This window comes from Legionella sp. PATHC032, assembly GCF_026191185.1.
GTDB lineage: Bacteria > Pseudomonadota > Gammaproteobacteria > Legionellales > Legionellaceae > Legionella.
The window spans coordinates 715,522-740,828 of the sequence record NZ_JAPHOV010000001.1 but is presented as its reverse complement, the minus strand read 5'-3'; the positions used below and the strand labels follow the sequence as shown (position 1 = coordinate 740,828).

The following is a 25,307-nucleotide window of genomic DNA, read 5'->3' as shown; positions in this document are numbered from 1 at the left end:
CTTCTACAACATGGAGGCAATTTTTAAAATTGCAAGTTGCGAAATAAAAAAATATTATCTCATAAAGTGACTAAATACTCAATATTGCGGTTAATTTTTACACTGAATTAAAAAACATTTGTGATTTAAAATACCTATTAAAAATAGCTTTTGCCAAGACCATTGCGTTCAAAACTTCTCAAGAGTACATTAATGCGTTATAGAGCAAGATCATACCAATTTAAGATGAAGAAACATCATGCATAAAATCATAAATGGCGCTATGATAGGCATTGGCCTCAGAGCGCCACATTATGCCCAGATATTAGAAGAAAAGCCTGATATTGATTGGCTGGAAGTACACACGGAAAACTTCCTGCTCGAGGGTGGGGACTTATTAGAGATTCTATTTTCTATAAGTCAACATTATCCACTTAGCTTTCATGGAGTCGGATTATCTTTAGGGTCTGCGGAGGGAGTCTGTACAACACATTTAAATCGAATTAAAACTCTCATCGACCGCTTTCAACCTGTTTTACTTTCCGATCATTTGTCCTGGAGTACCATAGCAAATACTTATTTACCCGATTTATTACCTATTCCCTATAATGAGGAAAGTTTGACCATTATTAGCAATAACATCGATAAAGTACAAAATTGTTTAAAGAGAACCTTATTAATTGAAAATCCCGCTTCTTATTTGGAATATCAGACTTCATCGTATTCAGAGCCTGATTTTTTAGCAGAAATAATCAAGCGGACTGATGCTAAGCTCTTATTGGATATAAATAATATCTATGTTTCCTGTTCAAATCACAATCGGGATCCTTATCAATATATCCAAAAAATTCCACATGAGGCGGTACAAGAGATTCATCTAGCAGGCCATTCTATTGCCTATCAGGATAATATGAATTTCTTGCGGATAGACACACACAATAATTATGTGTGTCCCGAAGTGTGGGATTTATACCGATATACAATAAATTACACAGGTATTGTTCCCACTTTGTTAGAATGGGATACAGAAATCCCCACGTTAGATATTTTATTAAATGAAGCCAGGAAATCTACCTGTTATGCCTACAATTAAACAAATACAGGAATTTTTTCTGAATGCAGTATTAAATCAACAAGATACTGCCATTTTTGAGTACTTTTCCCATAATGAGATTACTAATACATTCCGTTTTGACATTTATCGTAATACCATTTTGCAAAATCTACGCCATTCCCTGGAAATTACTTTCCCAGCCATTTGGAAATTGGTTGGAAAAGAATGTGCGGATGGTTTGGCATTACGCTTTATCCAGGATAGAAATAATTTGCCTACAACCAATTGTTTGGATGATTGGGGTGCAAAATTTCCTCTGTTTTTAAAAAGTAACCCAACCGTTAGTCATCTTCTTTATTTGAAAAATATCGCAGAAATAGAATGGTTGAAGCATTTAAGCTATTGCTCACGGGATTATCTTGCTATTAATCCTCAAAAACTGCAAAACCACCTAAATGATCGAGTAGAAAAATTAACGTTGATATTTAATCCTTCTGTATTTTTATATTCATCCCCTTATTACTTAAAAAATATTTTTACGCTGATAGAAAATCCCCTGGAAACAGATTCCATCGATTTTCAACAAATACCAAGCTATGCTGTGATATCCCGTCAAAAAAATCAAACAATGACTCATTGGATTACTCAAGACCTATTTCATTTCTTATGCCATATAAAAGCAGGGGCCTCACTTGGGCTTGCCTACGAAAATACTCTGGAAAATAATCCCGATTTTGATTTGCTCACTGCATTACAATTTTTACTAAGAAATGAATTATTGGAAGATTCTTTTATTAATTCTAATTATCATTTGACTCACACTAACAATTGCCCTGAATGAGGGTGAAGATCAATACAGGTTATTTTGCCAAAACCACTAAATCCAATGGTTCTCCCACACCACCTACATTCCTTGCATCCAATTCCTTTTTAGGTATCTTGTTCTCATAACCTTGCTTCACCGCTTCTAAAAATGTATCCCGGGTAGTCAAAGCCTGGGTTTTTTCTTCTTTATTATGTTTTTCAAGCTTCGCAGCCAAATTGGCAGCTTCTCCAATTACAGTGTATTCCAAACGATTTTCATAACCAATGACACCAACTACTAGTTCACCTGAGGCAAGACCGATTCCTACACCAACCACTATTTGTTTTTTTTTACGGCGATTTTCACTCCATACGTCTACTGCTCCTACAATCTCATCCACAGTCTTTAATGCATCTGCCGCATAAGTATTGGAAGGGGTCACAGCGCCAAAACTTGCCAAAATACCATCTCCCATGAACTTATCAATACTGCCATTATTCTTTTGAATAATCGGAACCAGTAAACGTTGGTATTCCGCTAACAATCCAATTAGTTCACTGGGAGACAGTTTCACTGACGCTTTGGTAAATCCTCGCATATCAATGAACATAATTGCAGCCTGACGAAGCTCACCATATCCAGCTTGCAATGACTTTTCTGATGTTGTTATCTTTTCGACCACACTTGTGTCAAAAAAACGTGATAGATCTTTTGCAGCACTGGTCTGTTCTACCGCTTGAAAAAGAGTATGCTTTGCACGCGTCAATACCAAGGCAATGATGGTAGTAACCAGTAAAACGGACAATATGACATCAAATACAGCTCCCAAATAGACACTTCGAGTTGACGCAAATGTCACATAATCCCATGTAATAACATTCATACCTGAACTGGATAAAGTTTGCCAGGCAATAATTCCCCAGCCAAGAGCTGCAGTGAGGCCAGAGAGAATTACCCATACTGGCTCAAATCGAAGCGCACGCAAAGCAATTAAAATATAAACATAGTTAATATGCGGATTTTTAAGATTAATGGTAGGTGTGGTTTCAAACTGCAAATAATAAGTCCAAATAATAAATAATAACAAAGCCATTTCGACAACTATAAAAAATCCCAAGAATATTGGCTTTAATTGATTAGTATAGACAAACCACAGTCTTAACAATACCAAAATAGCAAATAGCCACAAACCCAGGGATGAAGATTGCACCGGGGCGCCAGGCGAATAGCCAGCCGAAGAAAAAAAATTAATAATGCTTAATAATACAATGACACCCAACTGCACACCGGCAACCAATAATTCGCCAGTGTATTGTTGGGCTTCTATCTCTTTCCTGATGCGAAGAGGTAGCTTAGAGTAACTATCCACTCCTTCCCCCCACTATGCGTTCACATAACCCTTTAGGCAACATGATAAATGCTTCGGGATCACGATCTGCGGTTGATTGTGCGGCGCAAGAATGTTGGGAGGTAGCACAATCATTTTTCCCCGCTCTTGCCACATTATAACAACGCTCTCTTTTTACTGTGATTTCATCTAATGAAAGCCAATCAGTATAGACGTATATAGAGGCAAGAGCAGCTCCCAAAGCAGCTGCAATGACAGCCGTGTTTTGTATCGGGCGTTTGTTCATATGATTTTCCCGCCATTTTTAGGAGTCCCTTTTTATTTTAGGCCAAATAATCTGCAACAACTTCTCCATACGGTAAAGTCAAATCAGTAATAAAATGTGAAACGGATACAATTTTTTTAATATAAAGATTAGAGATAGGGGCCAGCGCATGAGGATGAAGCTCCAAGCTGCCTGGTCCGGTCCATGCTCCTTTCACTGTAACATCAGTCAAATAAGTTTTGGTCAACTGATTCACTAAAGGAGTCCCATCTACATTAGGAATGTTTTTAAGCAAAAATACAGGCTTTTTAACGGCCTCCAATACCTTTTCTGCATCCAGCGGACGATGTTTATATCCCATAGTTGCTATAGCAATATCAATACTTCCATACCTAAGAATACCAATCAGCGTATCTTCTTCAACAAACAATTTGGGTTTGGCCAGCTTCTTTGGAAAACCCCATATTTCCCGACCACCAGCAATTGGGGCGTGGCAATCAAGAAACATTGAAATGGTAAATCCACCCTCTTCTCCTTTATATCTCACAGGAACCACCTGCCCTGACTCGGTGTAATCACCAAACCCTGTTGAATCAGGCATACGTATAAATTCAAATTTGACTACCGGCTCTAATAACTCCATATCAGGAGGCAGTATAGCTTGCAAAAGGTCTGGATCAGTTTCATAGGCAATAATAAAAAATTCACGATTAATAAATCGATATGGACCAGCCGGGTAAGTATTTAACCATCGTGGAGCTGGCATATTAAATTCATTATCGATAACACCTTCTAGAGAATTTGCTGAAAGATACTTGTCCATTAATCACTCCCTTTGTATTTCCTTATTATATTCAATTAGCCCTAAACCTCGCTCGTCCCGGATTTGTTTTTTTTATTCAATGAATCATCGGTAATCAGCAAATTATTGGCGCGAAAAGTGTAATAAGACCAAAGCCAATTTAAAATCACACTTAAACGATTTCGAGAACCAACTAGGAAAAAGACATGGACACCTCCCCAAAACCACCACGCCAATTCCCCACTGATTTTAAAACGATCAAATTCTGCAACAGCCGCTTTACGACCCACTGTAGCCAAACTACCGTAATGAATGTATTTAAACGGTTTATATCTTGAATTGTTATTATAAACTCTTTTCGATATGACTTTAGCTACATAAGCACCACCTTGTTTTGCAGCAGGGGCAATACCAGGCACCGGCTTACCATTCCAGGCATTCGAAGCAGCTGTATCTCCAATGACAAAAATATTGGAGTAACCAGCTACTGTGAGATCATCATTTACTTTCACACGACCCGCAGGATCAGCTTCGACTTGAAGCCATTTGGATGCAGGAGAAGCAGCAACCCCGGCCGCCCAAAAAACTGATTTTGAGTAAATTCTTTCCTTATTGATAATCACGCCATCACTATCAATTTGCTCAACCATGCTATTCACTAAAACTTTGACCCCCATACTTTCCAAATAGCGTTGTGCTTTTTGTGATATCTGTTCTGAAAAAGCAGGTAAAATCCGCGGTGCTGCCTGAACCAGGATAATATTAGCTGACGCCGGATCAAAATGGCGGAACTCTTTTACTATCCCAAATCGGGCAAGTTCGGCTATGGCGCCTGCCAGTTCAACTCCAGTAGGTCCCGCACCGACAATGACAAAATTTAAAAATTGCTTACGTTCTTCATCACTTTGAGCGATCTCAGCCAGTTCAAACGACTTTATTATACGGCTACGAACAGAAGTTCCATCATTAATTGTTTTTAATCCTGGAGCATAAGGAGCCCAATTATCTTTCCCAAAATAACTGTGCGTTGCTCCTGTCGCTATCACCAGATAATCGTATGGAATTGTAAAATTATCAGCTATGACAAAACGCTCCTCTTTATTAATATCTGTCACATTACCCAATAATATTTCCGCATTAAATTGCTCTAAAAATATAGAGCGAATCGAAATAGCGATATCAGCTGGCGATAAACTTCCCGTGGCTATCTGGTATAAAAAAGGTTGGAAAAGATGATAGTTATGTCTATCAATCAAGGTGATCTTTACTGGCAGATGGCGTAGTGCCTTAGCACAAGCAATCCCTCCAAAACCTGCACCTATAATGACCACTCGAGGTAAACCATCCAGACTAAATGCCGGTTTTCCAGAAAGCTGGGGATAACGTTTCTTCAAAGCATTAAAAATCAAATGATCCAATGACAAGATTCCAGGGCCTGAAACAAATAAAATAGCCATCACCATCATCCAGTATAAATAAAAACCGGTTACTCCAGGCGTAAAACTAAATAGAACAACAATTAATCCAAAAATTGCAACAACTCGAGTTGCTAAGCCAAGCCCCAAAAAGATGGCCAGGAATAGTGAAACATGGTTAAAAACGATCGAAGCTGAATTTAACGGCAACCATGAGATCAATAGCGGTACCTTATCAGAAGAAATGAGTTGTATGCTTTGATTAATGAGTAAAAGTGAAATCATTAACCATATGCGTAAAGAAAATAAATACAAGCTTGAAAAAAACTCTCTCGTTTTATCTACAAATGTCACAATCAACATGGCAAACGGCAAAGGACTGCGACTAAACCCATGCTCAAACAAATTATCAAGAGAAAGTGGGCCTGGGCCTCGCAACACATAACCCAACATTAATGCAATCCAAAGCAAATTAAGATCGATAGGCTGGTAATAGATTTGCGTCATGACTGCGAATCCAACGATAACTGCTGCCCCGCATCGAGTAAACAAACCCAAAAGAAGGGAAATCCCCCCAACAAACTGGGCCAATATACCTAACAAAGCTTCCCATTCAGGAGATAGCCATGGAACCGGATATTCATTTTTAGCTAAATAGACAGCGGTATCCCAGTGATTAGTTAGAAGTATTGCAGAAACTAACAATTGCTGGGCTATCCATATGCGAAATGCCAAATCAATGACAGGCCATCCAATCCGGGCAAGAAAGTCAATGGCGTCCATAAAGGTGTCTAAACACCTCGCCGTGTTTCTTGAAAACGAACGATTGTTTTGATGTATCGGTGCCTGATCTTCTTGCTGCATATCAAAATCCCTTTCAAGAAAGTTTTTAAAATATCTTTGTATTTCTAATAACTTTGGATTTAATTATAGCTGCAAATTACAAATTATGTTATGAACTATCATTCTTATAATAAACTTATAAATATTCATCCAAATCAATACTGGTCATTTTCCCAAGATGTTTAAAATTACTCTTCAGCCATTCGTCTCCCTTTTGGCGTCCTTCCTCATAAAGATGGCTAATGAACGACCACTCAGGATTAAGTTTACTCGCTACAGAGGCAGACTCCATTGATACATCCGCGCGAATGGCATGCATATAAAGTTTTTTAAGATTATTTTTATACTCTTCTTTAATCCAACCGCTGTCTATCAATTTAGTGACGAAAGCAATTGCCCGCATTTCGCGCATTAATGAAGAATTAAAACTGATCTCATTCACTCGGTTTAGAATTTCAGCTGCCGTGTCAGGGACATGCTCTCGATAAATAGGATTAATATGAAGAATTAAAATATCTCTGCACTCGGAATTATAAATCAGAGGGAAAATAGCTGGATTTCCCATATAACCACCATCCCAAAAATAATCCTCACCAATATTTACTGCCTGAAACATGAAAGGCAGGCAAGCAGATGCCATAACCGCATCGGCAGAAATTTTTTTATTATCAAATACATTAATTTTACCTGTGCGAACATTAGTAGCTGAGATGAATATTTTAATGCTTTTACAGGATTTAATTTTTTCAAAATCCACAATTTTCTCTAATATTTCCTTAAGTGGGTTAAAATTTAAGGGATTAAATTGATAGGGAGAGAGAATTTTGGTCATTAAATCAAACATAAAAAAGGACATTGAATTTTCAATCCCTATGCCCAATAGTTCTTCCAAAGGAGTTTTTTTAAGCGGGTTGTATATCTGCCCGGCATCGCTCACCATTTTCCAAAATTGATACAGAGCTTCTCGAGCCCCCTCCTTTCCACCCGTTGCAAATCCATAGGCAAGTACGGCAGCGTTCATAGCACCAGCACTCGTTGCAGAAATGGCATCAAAATTAATACGACCATCTTCAAGAAGTCTGTCAATAATACCCCAGGCAAGAGCACCGTGAGCACCACCTCCTTGTAAAGCAAGATTAATCATTTTGGTATCCTTTGCCATAATAAAATACTCCTCTTCCCTTTTCTGTAATTTATTTAAGTATAAGGCAAAGATGCAAGAAATGTTTTCTATCCTATTTGGAATAAAAAAACCATGTTAAAAGTTTTTCTATCTTTGATAAATGAATTGATGTCCTGTCACAAATCCAAAAATGGTACTATACTAACTACGTTATTTTATTAGACCTCTTGCCTAACCTGCTTGTTTTTTAGGGCAAGAAAAAAACGTTTTAAGAGGCTAAATTTGCGCGCAGTTAATGAGCTTCGCAAAAATGTTTGCAATGCAGCAATGCAATGAAAGAGCCAGGTTAGGCAAGAGGTTTATTTAATAACATATGGATTAATCACACATAACAAAGGATAGGTATCATGAATAATATTTCTAAAATAACAATGGCTGCCGTGATGGCTGCTGGACTTTCAATGGCTACCATACCTGCTAATGCAGATACTCCAAATGATATGGAAAAATGCCAAGGTGTAGCCAAAGCTGGAAAAAATGATTGTGGTACAGCTCAACATGCCTGTGCTGGCCAATCCAAAACAGATGGTTCGGCAACTGACTGGATTTATCTACCCAAAGGCACTTGTGAAAAGCTTGTTAACGGCACAGTTAAAAGCTAATTAGAATGTATCCAAAGCATTCTATCGATCAAGCCGCGCCTTTTTCTGGATGTTCAGGCATTGGATTGCGGCTTGAGCATATCGACGATATTTTAAAGGAGCATCCCTCAGTCGATTATTTTGAAGTCCTGGCTGATAATTATATGAAACAATCGGGAACCCACTTTAAACAATTGCTCAAGATTGCAGAATTTTATCCATTGAGTTTACACAGTGTTGGTTTATCTATCGCCACATCCGCTGAACCTGATTATCGATATTTGCAACAAATAAAAGATTTGGCTCATTGTTTAAACTCCAAACTAATATCAGACCATTTATGCTGGACCCATGCCAATCAATTTTTTACCCATGAATTGATACCATTTCCCTATACTGAAGAAACGCTCTCATTCATTATTGAAAAAACAAACCGCGTTCAGGGCTATCTAAACCAGCCAATAATGTATGAAAACGTATCAAGGTACGTTACTTATCGGCAAAACACATTAACTGAAGCCGAGTTTCTCAATGAGTTAAGCGCTGCTACAGGTTGTGGCATCTTATTGGATGTTAATAATTTGTACGTGAATTGGTATAACCATGGTGATGACCCGGATAAGTATCTTCATTCGATGAATACCAAAAACGTTTGGCAGATGCATCTGGGGGGATTTTCAAAACAAGAGGGATATTTGCTGGATAGCCATAGTGATAAAGTATACCAAGACGTTTGGCAACTTTATGAAAAGGCTCAAAATCTCTTTATAAACACACCAACAGTTATCGAGTGGGATAATGACTTACCGGATTTTTCACTCCTGTATGAGGAAATGTGTAAAGCAAAAACGATAATAAAACGTGTGGCAGAGAGGAGTATCAATCATTATGCGTAATACTCTGCTTGAAACAATTCAAAAGGAATGGATAGCACAATTCAGAGAGGAGCCACTATCAAACTCCTTAAACAACAGGCTCGTTCTTTCTAATTTTGATGGCATTAGTGTCTACATGGAAAGCCACCATGCTACTTTATTCAATCATTTAAAATCAACTTTTCCTCTCTGTATGCGTTTGGTAGGAGATGCATTCTGGTATGCTTTATTGCATCGCTATATCAATCATTACGAATCTACTCAATACGACATCAATCAATACGGTGATAGCCTTACTCAATTTATTGCGAATTTTGAACCAGCTAAAGAACTGCCTTATTTACAAGAATTATGCTTTATTGAATGGCACTGGCACACATTAAAACTTGCCTCACCGGCCAAATCTTTTGATTTTGAATCTTTTGCTTGCCTAGACGAGATTAGTTTTCAAGCTTTATGTTTTCATCTGACTCCCAATTTAAAAATACTTGATTCTCAATACCCTATTTACCAAATTTGGGCTATGAACTATTTTCAGCAGGATAAGCAAATACAAATATCAGGTTCCCCTGAAAAAGTTGTTATTTATCAGCATAATGATTTACCTTGTATTATGCTAATTAGTGAGGAGGAATATCTTTTTCTGGAACATTTATCCTCTGGAAACCAGAGACCATGGCAAAAAGTGGTAACAGAATTAAGTAAATGGATTAACGAAGAAAAAATTGGTGACATTCTAACTAAGGCTCTTCGTTATCAATGGATTAATCATTTTTCACTGGAGGCTATATGAAAACACTTATAGCAAAAACCTATCTATTGGCTGATAAAATTTTTGATTTCCTTGCCCCAATTTTTATCCTTATAACCCGCCTTTATCTGGCACAAGTCTTCTTTTTATCTGGCTTAACCAAAATCAGTAATTGGCAAGCCACTCTTTCTTTATTCCAAAACGAATACATGGTCCCTGTCATGTCGCCTACTCTTGCCGCTTATCTGGGAACAGCTTGTGAACTGGGCTTCCCTGTATTGATTACATTAGGGATTGGATCCAGACTTGTTTTATTTGGACTTTTTCTATTTAACTTATTTGCCGTTTTCTCTTATCAATTTTTATGGACACCAGAAGGTGCAGTTGGCCTTATCGATCACATGCAATGGGGAATCATGATTTTAATGCTTTTATGTACCGGCCCAGGAAAATTATCAATTGATTATTTAATCAGACGATTTTATTTGAAATTAGACAATTAATTGAATCTTTAAACTCTATAGTTCGAAGCATCAAGCCTTCTTTGCCATACTCTCTCTCAAATGAGAGAGAGTATGGAGTCTTCCTGAACTTTATTAAGTCAAACTCAAGTCCAGTATTAAAACAATAAAACTTAATAGGAATCCAAATTGTAATGCTGGAATGTTTACCAAAGTCGGCTTATTATATGTAGAAGCAAACCATCGAATTACCAGAATCATGACATTCCAAATTTTACCCTCTTTGCTGTCAGCCGATATGACCCGTTTAGGAGAGGAAGTAGATGCTGTTATGAAGGCCGGCGCCGATTTTATTCATTTTGATGTCATGGATAACCATTATGTACCAAACCTGACCTTTGGCCCCGCTTTCTGTGACGCTTTAAGCAAGAAATTTCCAAGTTTGCCCATTGATGTACATTTGATGACCACACCAGTTGATGCACTAATCGAAGCATTTGCCAAAGCAGGTGCGAAGCGTATTAGTATTCATCCAGACGCTACTATTCATTTAGACAGGAGTTTGCAGTTAATCAATAGCCTTGGGTGTGAAGCTGGTTTAGTGTTCAATCCAGCTACGCCAATCGACATACTAACCTGGTGTGCCCATAATCTAAAGTTTGTTTTGGTAATGACAGTGAACCCAGGATTTGGAGGTCAAAAACTTATACCTGAAGTTATACCCAAGCTCTCCAAAATTCGGCAACAGTATCCAAATCTCGATCTTTGTGTGGATGGAGGGGTCACACCTCAAAATATTGCTTCATTAGCACATGCCGGAGCTAACCAATTTGTTGCAGGTTCTGCTATATTCAATAGCAGTAACTATAGTGAAACCATTAAACATATGCGTGAACAATTAGCAAGCATTTAAAAGTGCCAAATAATTGCCCTCAAGCCTTATTAAGAGGAATTATGAAAAGATTATTAATTTTTTTATGTGGGCTTCTCTGTTCTTTCAACTTGTTTGCTTTATCTGGACAAGCTTACATGGACAGGTTTAATCGCTATCTTGCATGGTATGAACAGCTTCCTATTAACCCATCGCCAGAATTTTTGGAATTTGTAAAAGAAAACACCCCCCTAGCTAATAAATTGCGTGACAAATGGTTATATGAACTGGCCAGGATAAAGGATTGGGAAAATTATAATAAGTACTATCAACCCACCAATGACATAAACCTCAGATGCTTTGCGCAAATTGCCAAATTTAATTTAGGATCATATAAGGAGGCTATAGCAGGCTCTATTCCAATCTGGTTAACAGGAGAATCAAGACCCCAAGCATGCAATACCCTATTTGCATTACTGTTAAAGCAGGATAGCTTTGATCAAAAATTCATTACGCAACGTATAACACTGGCACTGGACAACCGTAATGTTCATCTGGCTCGTTACCTGTTAAAACAATATAAAACACCTCACGATACAGAAATAAAAAATTTAACCAGTGTTTATGAGAATCCTTCCAATATTTCCAGATTGAACCCTGGCAAATTGAACGATTATTTCTATCTTTATGGATTAAAAAGATTAGTATCCATCAACATGGATAAAGCGCTGAAATTGTGGCAAGAGAAAAAAACCAAAATCATGTTAAATGAGCGGCAAAGACAAGCTTTTCTTGCCCATTTGGCTTTATACAAGGCTATGAGGAATCATGCCGATGCGCAAGAGTGGTTTGCCAAAATCAAACCTGAATACTACACCGATGTGTTAGTCGATTGGCAAATACGCTTTGCTCTGAAAAATAAAAACTGGAAACAAGTTGAGAAATTAATTAACAACGCCCCAAATAAAGAGATGCCTTGTTGGCAATATTGGTTGGCCCGCTCCCTAGAAGAACAAGGGAAAAAAGCAGAGGCAATTAAAATTTATGAGCCACTAGCTAAAAACAGACATTATTATGGTTTTCTAGCCAGCAAACGCCTGAAAAAAAGACCCAGCTTTGATAATGAAAAACCCACTACCAACAAAGAGATTCTCAAACCCTATCAACCTGTCATAGAGCAAGTTAAAAATCTCTACAACTCCAAACAGCTACTGCAGGCATCAAGATTATTAAATGACTTCATTAGTGAATTACCCAAAAATGAAGCAAGCGCTCTGGTCTATTGGATAGCTACCGAACTAAAATGGCACGGAAAATCAGTCTACTTAAGCAATAATGACACCCTCAATAATCAATTAGCATTAAGATTTCCATTGGCCTACAAAGACACAATAAAAGTATATGCGTCAAAATACGCCATACCACCCGAGCTTGTATATGCTATTATTCGCCAGGAAAGTGGTTTTAGAGAAGATGTAGTATCGTCTGCCGGGGCTAAAGGGCTAATGCAAGTCATGCCACAAACAGCCAGCGCCATTTCCAAAACCAGCAAAATACCGTATTCGGATCATAGGCAATTGTTTTTATCCCAAAAGAATATCAATATAGGGATTGCTTACTTACAACACTTGACCAAGCGCTTCAGTAACCACCCTGTTCTTGTTGCCGCCGCTTATAATGCGGGTCCCAGACAAGTAGTCTATTGGCTTAAAAATCATCCTCCCAAAGAAATAGATATCTGGATTGAAACACTGCCCTGGCAAGAAACAAGAAACTATCTAAAAAATGTCATGGCTTTTTATATTGTTTATCAGTACCGTTTAAACCAACAACCCGATATGAATAGGTTTCTAACACCTTTGTAAGAGATATTTTCATGGTAGTAAACGTAAATCGTTCTATAGCCATTTCTACGTTTTCAAGCTACTTGTCTGATTTTTGCTAATTTAACGTAATGGATAAGGATTATATAAGAAGCTGTCAGTATCTAGGGTCCGTTTGGGCTGAGGAGATACATAAACATCGTCTCGAAGCCTTGGCAAGAAACATTAAATTCCATACAAGGCTTCGAGACGGCATAAATGCCTCCTCAGCCCGAACGATTCAAGATAATGGCCTGCCTTATCCATAACTTATTACATTAATTTATTGATAACGTTCCTGATTTTAGAGCATACGTAGATGTTTAAAGCCTACTTTAAGCCTCAAAGTTTTCCCAACCTCCGCCAAGCGCTTTATATAGACTAATCAATGCAGTCAATGAAGAAACCTCTGAATTGACTTCTTGAGTCTCAGCGTTCAGAAGAGCAGCCTCTGATTGCAATAGTGATAAATAATCATCCTCACCATATTGAAATCGTTTCTTAGCAAATTGCACTGCCCTCTTATTAGCAATAATGGCAGCGCGCAAACTATTGCTTGTATCAAGCGATTGGCTATAACGGACAAGAGCACTTTGAACATCTTGTAATGCCTGGAGGATAACTTTTTTGTATTGGATTGCTGCTTGCTGAGCAGCCGCCTTCTTACTCTCAACATTAGCTCTAATCTGGCCACCATGAAATATAGGTAAGCTGACTTGGGGACCCATGAGCCAAAACCCGCTGCTGGATTGAAATAAGGTATCAAGTGAGGTGCTCTGAAAAGCAAGATTGGTAATTGAAAGATTGAATTGCGGGAAAAAATCAGCAACTGCAACACCAATTTCAGCAACGGCGGACGCTAATTGCCTCTCTGTCGCTCTTATATCCGGGCGTTGACGCAGAATATCCGAACGTAATCCCATAGGTACTTTTTTGGGTGGTTTGGGTAAAGATTGAATTTTTGCAATATCTTTGAGAATCGCTTGTGGATCTTTACCCAGCATAACGGCAATTTGATAAGCGTTCACCTGTATTTGAGCAATATAATTAGGTAAAACAGATTCTGTATTTTTTAACTGGCCCTCTGCCAAAGAAACATCCACTTCACTGCTAACTCCTGCCTTATAGCGTTGACGGACAAGGGTTAGCGTTTTTCTTTGCAACTCCACATTTTTTTGCGCAATGCCATACAATTGTTGAGCGCCTCGCAATTCTATATAACTTCTAGCGATTTCAGCTATCGTGGATAATAAAATGGTACGGCGAGATTCATAAGATTCATCCAGGCTTGCCTTACTTGCCTCAACCTTTCTTCTTGTTTTACCAAATAAATCCAACTCCCATTGCGCATCAAAACCTAAATTATATATCCATTGATTTCTATCAATAAGAGTGTATGTTGGAGAGCTTGCAAAAATACCCTCCAATGTACCCTTACTGATTTGCAAAGAATTAGCTATTGCCGAACCATTTATCTGAGGGTAAAAATTGGCTATAGACATTTGCTTCATTGCGCGGGCTTGAAGGATACGAGCCTCTGCTATTTTTATATCAAGATTATTAGTAGCCGCCTCGTTAATATATCGGTCAAGTAAGGGGTCGCGAAATGACTTCCACCAGGTTAAATTGATAGGGGCACTACTGGAAGTTTTTATCTCTGCCTTATTTGTTGGCCATTTCTCCTGAATTTTAATGTCCGGCCGTTGATAATTAGGGCCGACAGTACAGCCAAATAAACAAGAAATACTAAATAGTAGCACTAATTTTCTGTCCATACTGTTTCTTACTCCATACGCTGTTTAAAAAACCAGCCCGCAATAAATAATGTCACAGCCCCAACCAGTAGAAGTGGCCACGTTGTGATAAATACCTCTAAAGCCGGCATCCCCTTTAAAAAAATGCCAATTACTGCTATTAAGGTAAATTTTAATGGGTTAAACCAGGTTAAATCCTGAAGCCATTCCGGCATGTTTTCAACCGGAGACGCGTAACCGGAAAGCGTCACAATAGGCACCATATAGATAAATACGCCCAAAATAGCTTGCTGCTGGGTTTTACACATAGAGGAAATGAATAAACCAACACCCACCGTTGACATAATAAAAATAAATAAAACATAAACCATCAGTAATGAAGAGCCATAAAAAGGAACAGCAAATAACCAAACCGCAGCAATCCACATCAAAAAACCTTCTGCCAACCCAATAATAATGGCAGGAATAGTCTTTCCTATAAGAATTTCATAGGGGGTAAGAGGTGACACTAACAATTGATCAAAAGTTCCCAATTCTCTTTCTCTGGCTACCGACAAAGCAGTAACCACAAGAGAAATCAGCATGGATAATATGCAAATTAATGAAGGAACGGTAAACCAAAGATAAAGCAAGTTTTCGTTAAACCAACTACGAGTCACCATCACCGGAGGGGTCATGATTGAATCACTCGTTTTTTGAATTTCCTGATTATAATTTTCAATAATATTGCTGATATAACCATTTACAATTTGTGTTGCATTGGAACGTCGGCCATCCAAAATTAACTGAATATTCGCTTGTGAATGCGATTCGATTTTACGAGAAAAATCTTGCGGGATGGTCATTACAACCATTGCCTCCTGGTTATCAATAATAGGTTTGATATCAGACTGTTTTTGAATAAAAAAAACTTTTGAAAAAGTTGGTGAGCCTATAAAGCGTTGAATCACTTCATAACCATGCTTTCCAGAATCCTGATTCAAAATGCCTATGGAAATATTTTTAATTTCCATAGTCGCTGCAAAAGAAAAAATCAATAACTGGAGGAGAGGAGGAGCTATCAATACAATTCGCCCCTTCGGATCTTTGAATAAAGTCAATATTTCCTTAATGACAAGAGCAAAAATTCTTGTTGTTGGAGATAATTTTGCCATTAATCAAGCCTTTTTCTGGTTTTATGAGCTGTAATAAAAAAGAATGCGAATCCAATCAGTGCAATTGCAAAAAGGCAACGAATCAAAAGAGGCCAAATGTTACCTGTCAAAAATAAGGTTTGCAGACTTGTCACAAAATAACGTGCTGCAAACAAATGAGTGAGTGCTTGTATCCAGTTTGGCATCGAATAAATTTCAAAAATAAACCCGGAAAGGATAAATGAGGGTAAAAATGCGGACATTAAAGCCAATTGCGAAGCCACAAACTGATCTTTTGCAAGAGTAGAAATTAATAATCCCTGCCCTAAAGCTGCAACCAGAAAAACAGCGGAAACTAATGTCAACGCCAAAAGAGTTCCTTGGAAAGGCACCCCATAATACAATGTTGCAATAATGGTGCATAAAAACATGGAACCCATCCCTAACACAAAATAGGGTATTAATTTTCCCAAGATAATGTCAACAATAGAGATTGGTGTTGCCATCATCGCCTCCATCGTTCCTCTTTCCCATTCACGAGCGATCACCAGTGAGGTGAGCAATGTTCCAATCAAAGTCATAACAATAACTATTGAGCCAGGAATAAGAAAATTCCTGCTTTTTAGCTCCTGGTTGTACCAATATCTAGGCTCAAGGTTAATGCCGGAATTAACTGCCATTTGACCATGCTCATAAGCTTGGGAGCTAATCCAGGTTTGCAAAGCGCCAAGCGCATAATTTTCTGCAAAACCGGCAACTTGCGGATAAGAACCATCCACTATAGTTTGCAGAGCCGGCTTAGGATTTCCACTCAGACTATTGGCAGTGAAACGTTGAGGGATATCAATAAAACCACGAATTCTGTCATTAACCAAGCCATAACGAAACTCCTGCCTGTTGGTTGAAATGGATACCTCCAAAAATCGGGAACTGCTAAAAGATTGAGAAAGACTGACAGTCGAAGAATCATAACTCTCTAAGGCCAGGCCAAACTTGACTTGATCAGTGTCCAGGTTAACACCATAACCGAAAATAAAAAGCAAAATTAAGGGCAACACAAAAGCAATTAATATAGTACTGGGATCACGGATAATTTGCAGAGTTTCCTTAATGACCAAAGCCTTTAGAAAGCGAATATTCAACCACTGTTCTCCCTGTGTTAATGTACTGCCTCTCGCAACTCATCCAATCGGATTAACTCGATAAAAGCGTCTTCTAAAGTAGGATTGGGTAATGTAGTGTTACGTATTTTATCCTTTAAATCATCTGGTGTTCCTGTGGCAATATTCTTCCCCCTGTAAATAAGAGCGATACGATCGCAATATTCCGCTTCATCCATAAAATGGGTGGTTACCATCACAGTCACACCTTTATTCACCATACCGTTAATATGTGTCCAAAACTCGCGTCGGGTCAATGGATCAACCCCCGAAGTTGGCTCGTCAAGAAATAACACATCAGGCTCATGCATTACGGCACAGGCCAGAGCTAGACGTTGTTTAAATCCTAATGGAAGATCACCCGAATTTTGCTTCAAGTGCTTTTTAAGATCAAAAATTTCAATCATGCTGTTGATCTGTGATTCCTGCCTTTTTCCGGATAACCCGTATAAGCCAGAAAAAAAACGCATGTTCTGCAACGCATCGAGATGACTGTATAGCGAAAATTTCTGAGCCATATACCCAATACGGCTTCTTGCTTCTGAGGATGAGGTTTTCAAATCAAGCCCCATGACAAATGCTTGACCTTCAGTCGGTTGCAATAAACCGCACATCATTTTAAATGTGGTTGATTTGCCTGCTCCATTAGGGCCTAATAAGCCAAAGATTTCACCGCGTTTGATTGTAAATTCATTATTCGAAACGGCAGTAAAATTACCAAAGCGTTTCGTTAATTTTCGTGCCTCGATAATAGGCTTGTCACTATGAGGTTTTGCTGCGATATGCTCGGCTAATAAAGAGCGGCCGCTTATTTTAGTTTTCAGGCTGTCAATAAAAGCGTCTTCAAAACGCGGTTCAACTTCTTGAAAGTGAACACCAGGTTCCCGAGTTATACCATCCAAATTTGGCTTTATTTTTTTATCACTAATGACAATACGAATATTCTTTCCCTGGATGACACCATCAATGACCTCAGGGGTATTAAGGGCGCTCATTAGAGCCCGGCGACGATTGAACAGGGAAACACCGCAAATTTGAAAAGTCCGATCCTTGGTTTTTTGCAAAAAATCTCCCGGTTTTCCATGGTATATTGGCTTGCCAGCATTGAGTAAAAGAATTTGATCACACTTTTCAGCCTCATCAAGATAAGCAGTTGACCAAACAACGCCCATACCCTTTCCAAGTAGACCCTGGACCATACTCCACAACTCTCTTCTGGATATTGGGTCAACACCAACACTCGGCTCATCAAGTAATAACAGTTTAGGCTCACCCATTAAGGCACAAGCCAGTCCCAACTTTTGCTTCATTCCCCCTGAGAGATTACCAGCCAGGCGTTTCTGAAAAGGCTCTAGTGCTGTAAATTTAAGTAATGTTCTAAATTGATCTTCACGTTTCTCACCATGCAGATTTCTAAGTTCAGCATAAAGCCTCAAGTTTTCTATAATGGTCAAATCTTCATATAAACCAAATTTTTGCGGCATATAGCCAGTAATCGCATGGATTTTTTCCGAGCCAGTCCGGGTATTGAGATTATCTACTGTAATTGTTCCTTCCGTAGGCATCATCAGGCTGCATATAAGACGCATAAGAGTTGATTTTCCCGCCCCATCCGGTCCAACTAAACCCGTGATTTGCCCTTCAAAAATTGTTGCAGAAACATTATCTAACGCAGGATCAATGTTTCCAGGAAAACATTTACTGACCCCATTAATACTGACAAGTGGCTTTGAACTATTCATTACTATGAATTCGCTTTCAAATGGATTTTCACAGTAACAGGCATTCCTTGTCTTAATCCGTTATCAGGTTGATCAATAACTACTCTTATACGATAGACAAGATCCGTTCGCAATTGAGTTGTTTCAACAATTTTGGGTGTGAATTCTGCCTGTGGGGAAATAAAACCAATATGCCCCTTATAGGGTTTTTCCGGATTGGAATCCGTGTAAACCAAAGCCTCCTGTCCCGGATAAATTTTACCCAAAAAAGGTTCATCAATGTAAGTCCTTACCCATACCGGATTATCAATAGCCAATGTATAAACTGGCTCCGCAATATTAACAATAGCTCCTGGTTCCTGAATTCTGGTCAGTATCGTCCCATGAGTAGGAGCATGAATTTCCGTATCGTTCAGTGATATTTGAGCTTTCTCAAGATTCGCTTTAGCCACAGAAACTTCCGCACTACTCGAATCTTTCATCGCAACGGCATCATCGAAAAGAGCTTTTGAAACAGCCCCGTTGTCTACCAGTTGTTCACGTCTTTTATAAGTTCTGCTTGCATTTTTTTGATTGGCAATGGCTTGTTCCAATTGGGCTTTCGCCATTTCCAGATTGGCTATAAAAGTATCTTTATCAAGCTTTGCGAGTACTTGACCCTTCTTAACATGAGCACCTTCATCAACATCCATAGACAGAATACGCCCTGAGACACGAAAAGATAATGAAACGTCACGTATATCAATGTTTCCGTAAAGGGTGAGCCAATTTTGATTTTCTTCTTGTTTGACAAAGTTGTACGCAAACCAAATTGCAGTAATGAAAAAAAGTGCGATGACGATACTTATTGCTATCGCTTTTTTACTCATATAGTTCTCCATGAATTCCTTGGCGTACTAACCCTTTGTTCGCATTATATTTTCTTCAGGACTTAAGCAAAACCCCAATCTCTTTTTTTTCCTCGATCTTGGAGGTTTTCTTAAGTCCTGTTCTTATGTAAGAAAGTACAACTAAAGCCTCATCATGCCATAATTTATCATTTTAAAATAGTTTTAAATCGGGGACATAGAACAAGTTAATTCTGATTAATAATCTGAGCCAAGACCATGAGGGGGCGGATAACAATTTACACAAAAGCTCTACTCCCAAAGATTGTATATCGGATAAACATAGAGTTGCATTACCTGATTCTGGAACGCACACCTCAAACCAAATTACCATCCTTAACATTTAGCAAAATTATTTTCTTGTCGGTATCACTAGTTAAAGAAACACGGATGTAATGATCCTTCATCAGTTTCTTGGCAATATCCAATGCATCCGTTTTTGATTTTCCTTTCTCCAAACGCAGCCAGGTATATAATGTTAGGAACGAACCATCGCTGTGATTCTCGTAAAAAGCATTATGTGAAATAATACCACTCTTATCTGTTAAGTAACTGGGCTCCAGATACTCATAACCTGTTGTCATAACAAAGAGATTCTTATCAGTCCTTTCTGCCTCAGGAGGTATATCTGTTGCTTTGAAAGTCCATACATCTTTCACTTCAGCATAGGAAACAAGCTGTAACCAGGTATCGTCAATTGAGGGGAAGAGGTTATAAATAGAAATACCGCTGATGGATTGCAATAAGGAAGGGAAATCTCTGGTGAGCCACTTCACAAGTTCCACCTCTTTTTCTAACTGATCAAGAGAGGGGGGAACACGATAAATGTTAAAGCCATATCCCCAAAACGCCCATAAATACCCATTAGCCTCTTTGTAGGTTTCTTTTTGTGCTGCAGTCATGCTGGATTCTTTCGCAGGTATCCCTTCACCACCATCAGCTGTGGAAGAAGATAGCCATCCACGATTCACAAACTCTATGCCAATACTGGTTGTATTCATACCTGAACCATGATTTTCAAACTCGACCAAGTCATTAAATTGTAAAATGCTTGCATCTCTTTTAACTGACATATGTGAGGTTTCGTTATTGGAATCATCAAAGCCATCACCGCTTTCAGCCGCTGTTTCGTGAAGCACGAGGTGCTTAATACCAAAAGGATCTCTGTAAGCATTTTTACGCTTGTTGTGTATCACGGAACTGTCTGTTTTCCAATCTTTGTAATTGGTTATCCCTGAAATACCCGTATTGAATTCAACCATATTAATTACCAGGGTTTCTGAGTTAGCGGGATTGTATTCATTTAAACTTTTAACAATATCAGCAGGAGTTGGAGCCCCCTCTGTTGCCTCAATTTTCTCCAGGAAATGAACCACTTGCGTTGTTGGCAAAAGATCACTGTCTGTAATAAGCTCCTTAAATGCATTGGCAAATTCATCGAAAGATTGAACAAGCTTTTTACCTTGTAAGGGATCGATAACTTCCAGGGATTTTAAGTCATTGCTAATACCAGTAATAATCAAAGCATGTGCTGAAAAACCTTTCCCTTGATCGGTATCTGTTGTGACCCATAATGGCCCATACTCAACTAACCAATCACGGTAATTTTGTGCTGTATAATTGGCTAAGGGCTCTCCTTTCATGCCTAAAGAGGTAATAAAATTCTGTTTTTCTGTATACGGCAAGCCAACCTTTTGCTTGTAATAATTAAGGTATTGAGCTCCTGCTTTCGTTAAAACTTCCTCAATTGTATAATTCTTGCTGTCTTTCCACCGCAACATCATGGTAGCGACTGTTGCCCAACAGGCATTGCTGTTTTCTTGCCTCATAGGGGTAATGCCGCCTTTACCTATTTTGGTTTCAATAGCTGGAGACGTGGTACCCCCGTCAAATTTTGTATTGACTTTGGTTCCATCCGGTTTTGTTACAGACATCTCGCCACTCTTGCTGCTGTTCACTTTATCCAGATTTTTATTAATGCCTTCCTGCAACTTGTCAGCATTGGCATCTTTCGGTGGCTGCGTTGTATTGGCTCCTGCGCCAAGATAAGCATTTAATGCCTTTTCTGTGAGCTCCATTTTTTGTTTTGGATCCAGATTGGGATTGTTATTAATCGCTTTAATCGCATTGTCTAATCGTTTATCCATCATTTTTTGAATTTCCAATTTCGCCGCCTCTTGCCCAAATGTTTTGGTCGCATCAAAGGATGCTTTCAAAGCATCCAACGCGTTGGTTTGATTTTGAGCAAGGCCTGTAATATCTCTGAATGAGTCTCCTTTACCCAATAAAGAAAGTGTTCCTGCCAAACCAGTGGGATCAGGCGCATTTGGTGCATTTTGAATATTAACCATTGGATTGGGAAAAGCCACAGGTTGTAAATTACCAGGTTCCGCTCTTCGACTCTCGGTACTGATCGGATTGATTGTTGTTGGAGTGTCGGGTATAGGAGACTCTTCCCAACGCCAGAAGCGACTTTCATCTTTTTCTTCACAAGAATTACAACGCCCCATCATCGCCTCGGCATAGACACCTTTCGTTGGGATTGAAACATTGACAGGATCACCAGCAGCCACCATATAGTAATCGGTCAGAGAATCCGAAGCACCAAAATTAGGATCCAGATTTAATCCTTTTGCCACAGGAAAAACCAGGCTATTACCTACAATACCAATTAGCTCATTTTCCACCAGCGATGCCAGGCTTCTGCCTAACCCTTTATTACCGGGCAATACGATACCATCCAGAAGTAAAAACCTTCTTTCGGCAGACATCAGTTGCCAGATCGCTTTGTGATACCATTCCAAATTATCGTTTAAATGGTCAATCAGCGAATTTACCAGAGCAATATCTTCTTTTCTTGGATCACGTAATTCATCAAGTGAAGGACCAGCATAAAGCGTTACACCATCGCTAGGAGATAAATCGTCATAAATACTTTGGAAACGACATAAAAAACCTTCATAATGAGACGTCTTGTATCTTATAAATCCTGAAGTAACGATAATTGATGAATAATCGGGTAACACATTGGTCATACCACAACGAATTTTAATATAATGCACTTTGTCTCTGCTAAATTGGGAAGGTCCCATAAACCGCACAGAAACATTTAAAACACCTTCTTTTCTATATTTTGAAGTCAGGGTTGTATCAAAAGAGATTGAGGAAATTTCATTACCTGTCTCATCCGCAACATGAAAAGTGAGCGCACCAACAAATGCCGTTGCAATTTTCTCTCCAAGCAATCGATGAAATACTTCATCCTTGTTTTTTGCATCTCTTAAATGATGATCATAAAATCCTTTAGGAGTATCTGAGCCCAGAAAAGGAATTAAACTTTGCCAGTTTGCTTCGTTGATATCCTCGACTGTTTTTTTCTGATATCCGATAATCATATTCTGGCCACCATAGATAGGCTTTGAATAATCATCCACTTCAACCATCTTATCGTCAGGCCTGCGGATGATAAATTTAATCTGGAAGTTGCCTGATGCATTAAGAATTTTCTCGGAAGCGAAAGTCCCCCCTGGAAAATTGCTACCGATCCATTTATTTTTAATTCTTTCTGCAGCGTCAAACCCTTTTGATAGATTGGGATTCAATAAGGCGAATTGAAGGCTTTCTCGCCAACGTAATAGTTTATTTAACTCAAATTGACTCATAAGCAATGGAACGAACAAGCATTCGCGCGCTTCTGCAAAACGCTGACGCACTTTAAAATGACGTAATACCTCATAGTACTGAATCGTAATGGCATGGCAATGGTTATAGTTAGCGACTGTTTCAGAGGACACTTCAAAACGCTCTCCCTGAGAAACCGTTTGAATCACTGAAGAACGCTGGCTACGAACAGCATTAGCCGATTGAACAATACGATCTCTAATTTTTTGCAAGTCACTTGCCGAAGTTTGCCTTAGACTATTTTGAGAGGCAGTCGAGCCAGAATGGCCAACCCCACCTGAAACCCCAAAAAGTAAACCACCCACCACCCCTCCAATACCAGCACTGGCACTCGCCGTAGTTGCACTCGATTTACCTTTTATGTTTTCTTCAATCACTCCTTTCGTGATTTCAAAGATATCTCTATCGCGGCTAAGTGAATTGTATAAACTTTCTTCATACTCTAAAGATTGTATATTGGTGGCTGACTCTCTTCGTTCCCAATCAAATACTACCATCTGTTTCTTTTGGCCTGGAGCCAATGGTAAGCTGTAAAGGAGATCTCCAAGAGAATAACCATCGGCAATCCATTCTGACTTATAATGAAGTAAATGCCCATGGGCAACTGATACAGCCTGATATAGTGTGGGTTCCAAATCCCAATCCACGGAATTCTCAGAATTCAATACGACTCTTCCCAGAGGTTTTGTTTCTCCCAAAGTCATTTTTTGCTTAAAGCGATAACTTTCATTCATTTCAATGAGACTGACAATGTTATCTTTGGTGATATTGGTTTCTCTTTGTAAAAAATTATTTAACACGCTGCGATTAATTTTAATTTGTTTTAAAGTTTCAGCCAGTTCATTGTCTTGAGGCGGATTAGGTGCAGGATTTGCCCGGCCGTGAGTTCTTGTTGTTATTTCTGTATTGATGCTTCTTTCTGTGACTTCTGGCAAGTTTACTCTTGCACGATTTGCAAGATGGCTAAATGCGGGTAATTGAAAAATAGGATCGATAATCTCCCAAATACGGATAGGATGTTGAGTTAATACTTCATCCAAAGTAATTTCATCTTCTTCTTTTAAAACATACCCTAATATTTCAGGCTCTGTAGTGCGCACCACGCTATAAAAGGAATATTCCTCCAAAATCCTTTTACTCCCATGAACATCCAGTACCTCACAGCCACATTCCTTCTCGACAACCGCTTCTTCCGCTTCGATTAATTCTGCGACTAAAATGACATTGCGAGGAAATACCTTATGCGAAATGTCACCATCAATCCTGATTTCATCAAGGCGGATAGGGATTGGGTTGTCACGAAGTGGCAATCCCACACGGGCATAGGCATCAATAAAACTACCTTGCGGATACTCAATAAAAAAATAACCCTCAGCTTCTGTTCTTACGCTTGCGATAGGTTGTAAACCTCCATCATTAGCACGTGTTGCTTCAAAAATGATTTGAACATCTTCCAGTTTTTTCTTGCCCTTTTTATCAAGCAAGCGCCCATAAACAAACAATGGTCTGGGAGAAACAATTTGATCATCAGGCTCTGATAACACCAGCGGGCTATAATCAAATTCCAAAGTAATGGGTACTTCGTCTCTTAATTGAGTAGCAGATGTTGAGGTTTGAGCCAGAATATTGTTGCTTTGTAATGCAACAGCAAAGAAAACATCTTTATTTCGCGCAAGATTATTCCCAAAGCTGATGTCAATCTTGCCTGAAACAGGAGAAATATAAGAGTCACTTTGGGGAAGCAATTCTTCATTCTGAGATTTAACAAAATATGAAACTTGCAAAGCAATATCATTTTCTGGGATATTACCGCCTAGATTTTTGAGTTGGACTGGAATTTTCATAGCTTTCTCGGCAAACCAGGTAATGACCCAGG

Annotated in this window: 19 protein-coding genes; 8 read left to right on the top strand and 11 right to left on the bottom strand. The window is 38.8% G+C overall.

The features are described 5' to 3' along the window. Positions 1 to 238: 238 nt before the first annotated feature. Positions 239 to 1,072, top strand: coding sequence for a DUF692 domain-containing protein (locus OQJ02_RS03410; protein ID WP_265717873.1), 834 nt, complete (start codon positions 239 to 241; stop codon positions 1,070 to 1,072). Further along, a complete protein-coding gene (locus tag OQJ02_RS03405; RefSeq protein WP_265717872.1) occupies positions 1,059 to 1,874 on the top strand; it encodes a DNA-binding domain-containing protein in 816 nt (271 codons plus the stop codon). Before OQJ02_RS03410 ends, OQJ02_RS03405 begins: the two co-directional genes overlap by 14 nt. A gap of 19 nt (positions 1,875 to 1,893) precedes the next feature. On the opposite strand, the gene OQJ02_RS03400 is transcribed toward OQJ02_RS03405, so the two are convergent. The 5 genes from OQJ02_RS03400 to OQJ02_RS03380 form a co-directional block, all read right to left on the bottom strand. Next, a complete protein-coding gene (locus tag OQJ02_RS03400; RefSeq protein WP_265717871.1) occupies positions 1,894 to 3,207 on the bottom strand; it encodes an adenylate/guanylate cyclase domain-containing protein in 1,314 nt (437 codons plus the stop codon). Next, positions 3,200 to 3,472, bottom strand: coding sequence for a DUF2282 domain-containing protein (locus tag OQJ02_RS03395; RefSeq protein WP_265717870.1), 273 nt, complete (start codon positions 3,470 to 3,472; stop codon positions 3,200 to 3,202). The genes OQJ02_RS03400 and OQJ02_RS03395 overlap by 8 nt, the downstream gene beginning before the upstream one ends. 37 nt (positions 3,473 to 3,509) lie before the next feature. Then, on the bottom strand, positions 3,510 to 4,274 hold the full coding sequence (locus OQJ02_RS03390; RefSeq protein WP_265717869.1) for an acetoacetate decarboxylase: 765 nt from the start codon (positions 4,272 to 4,274) through the stop codon (positions 3,510 to 3,512). Between the two features lie 41 nt (positions 4,275 to 4,315). Beyond that, positions 4,316 to 6,532, bottom strand: coding sequence for an FAD-dependent oxidoreductase (locus OQJ02_RS03385; protein WP_265717868.1), 2,217 nt, complete (start codon positions 6,530 to 6,532; stop codon positions 4,316 to 4,318). A gap of 115 nt (positions 6,533 to 6,647) precedes the next feature. After that, entirely contained in the window at positions 6,648 to 7,673 is a 1,026-nt protein-coding gene (locus OQJ02_RS03380) for a patatin-like phospholipase family protein (protein WP_265717867.1), read from the bottom strand. Positions 7,674 to 8,041: 368 nt separating this feature from the next. On the opposite strand from OQJ02_RS03380, the gene OQJ02_RS03375 reads away from it, so the two are divergent. The 6 genes from OQJ02_RS03375 (at position 8,042) to OQJ02_RS03350 (ending at position 13,098) form a co-directional block, all read left to right on the top strand. Beyond that, complete coding sequence (locus OQJ02_RS03375; RefSeq protein ID WP_265717866.1) at positions 8,042 to 8,296, top strand: DUF2282 domain-containing protein; 255 nt, start codon at positions 8,042 to 8,044, stop codon at positions 8,294 to 8,296. A 5-nt stretch (positions 8,297 to 8,301) separates the two neighbouring features. Beyond that, positions 8,302 to 9,171 carry a DUF692 domain-containing protein gene (locus OQJ02_RS03370; RefSeq protein WP_265717865.1) on the top strand — a complete coding sequence of 290 codons (870 nt, stop codon included), beginning with the start codon at positions 8,302 to 8,304 and terminating at the stop codon, positions 9,169 to 9,171. After that, the gene (locus tag OQJ02_RS03365) at positions 9,164 to 9,943 is read left to right on the top strand and encodes a putative DNA-binding domain-containing protein (RefSeq protein ID WP_265717864.1); all 780 of its coding nucleotides are present in this window, start codon (positions 9,164 to 9,166) and stop codon (positions 9,941 to 9,943) included. The genes OQJ02_RS03370 and OQJ02_RS03365 overlap by 8 nt, the downstream gene beginning before the upstream one ends. Continuing rightward, positions 9,940 to 10,404: a DoxX family protein gene (locus OQJ02_RS03360; RefSeq protein ID WP_265717863.1), complete on the top strand. Its 465-nt coding sequence runs from the start codon at positions 9,940 to 9,942 to the stop codon at positions 10,402 to 10,404. The genes OQJ02_RS03365 and OQJ02_RS03360 overlap by 4 nt, the downstream gene beginning before the upstream one ends. 217 nt (positions 10,405 to 10,621) lie before the next feature. Further along, positions 10,622 to 11,275, top strand: a complete 654-nt coding sequence (rpe, locus tag OQJ02_RS03355; protein WP_265719791.1) for a ribulose-phosphate 3-epimerase — start codon at positions 10,622 to 10,624, stop codon at positions 11,273 to 11,275. Positions 11,276 to 11,316: 41 nt separating this feature from the next. After that, positions 11,317 to 13,098 carry a transglycosylase SLT domain-containing protein gene (locus OQJ02_RS03350; protein WP_265717862.1) on the top strand — a complete coding sequence of 594 codons (1,782 nt, stop codon included), beginning with the start codon at positions 11,317 to 11,319 and terminating at the stop codon, positions 13,096 to 13,098. A gap of 332 nt (positions 13,099 to 13,430) precedes the next feature. Here the strand turns inward: OQJ02_RS03350 and OQJ02_RS03345 are convergent, their stop codons facing one another. The 6 genes from OQJ02_RS03345 to OQJ02_RS03320 form a co-directional block, all read right to left on the bottom strand. Continuing rightward, entirely contained in the window at positions 13,431 to 14,870 is a 1,440-nt protein-coding gene (locus OQJ02_RS03345; protein ID WP_265717861.1) for an efflux transporter outer membrane subunit, read from the bottom strand. Positions 14,871 to 14,878: 8 nt separating this feature from the next. Beyond that, positions 14,879 to 16,003 (bottom strand): ABC transporter permease, encoded by a 1,125-nt coding sequence (locus tag OQJ02_RS03340; protein ID WP_265717860.1) that lies wholly within the window; start codon positions 16,001 to 16,003, stop codon positions 14,879 to 14,881. Next, positions 16,003 to 17,124 (bottom strand): ABC transporter permease, encoded by a 1,122-nt coding sequence (locus OQJ02_RS03335; RefSeq protein WP_265717859.1) that lies wholly within the window; start codon positions 17,122 to 17,124, stop codon positions 16,003 to 16,005. The genes OQJ02_RS03340 and OQJ02_RS03335 overlap by 1 nt, the downstream gene beginning before the upstream one ends. Before the next feature lie 17 nt (positions 17,125 to 17,141). Next, positions 17,142 to 18,884 carry an ATP-binding cassette domain-containing protein gene (locus tag OQJ02_RS03330; RefSeq protein ID WP_265717858.1) on the bottom strand — a complete coding sequence of 581 codons (1,743 nt, stop codon included), beginning with the start codon at positions 18,882 to 18,884 and terminating at the stop codon, positions 17,142 to 17,144. Between the two features lie 2 nt (positions 18,885 to 18,886). After that, positions 18,887 to 19,732, bottom strand: a complete 846-nt coding sequence (locus tag OQJ02_RS03325) for an efflux RND transporter periplasmic adaptor subunit (protein ID WP_265717857.1) — start codon at positions 19,730 to 19,732, stop codon at positions 18,887 to 18,889. Between the two features lie 335 nt (positions 19,733 to 20,067). Further along, positions 20,068 to 25,275, bottom strand: a complete 5,208-nt coding sequence (locus OQJ02_RS03320) for a papain-like cysteine protease family protein (RefSeq protein ID WP_265717856.1) — start codon at positions 25,273 to 25,275, stop codon at positions 20,068 to 20,070. Positions 25,276 to 25,307: the final 32 nt, after the last annotated feature.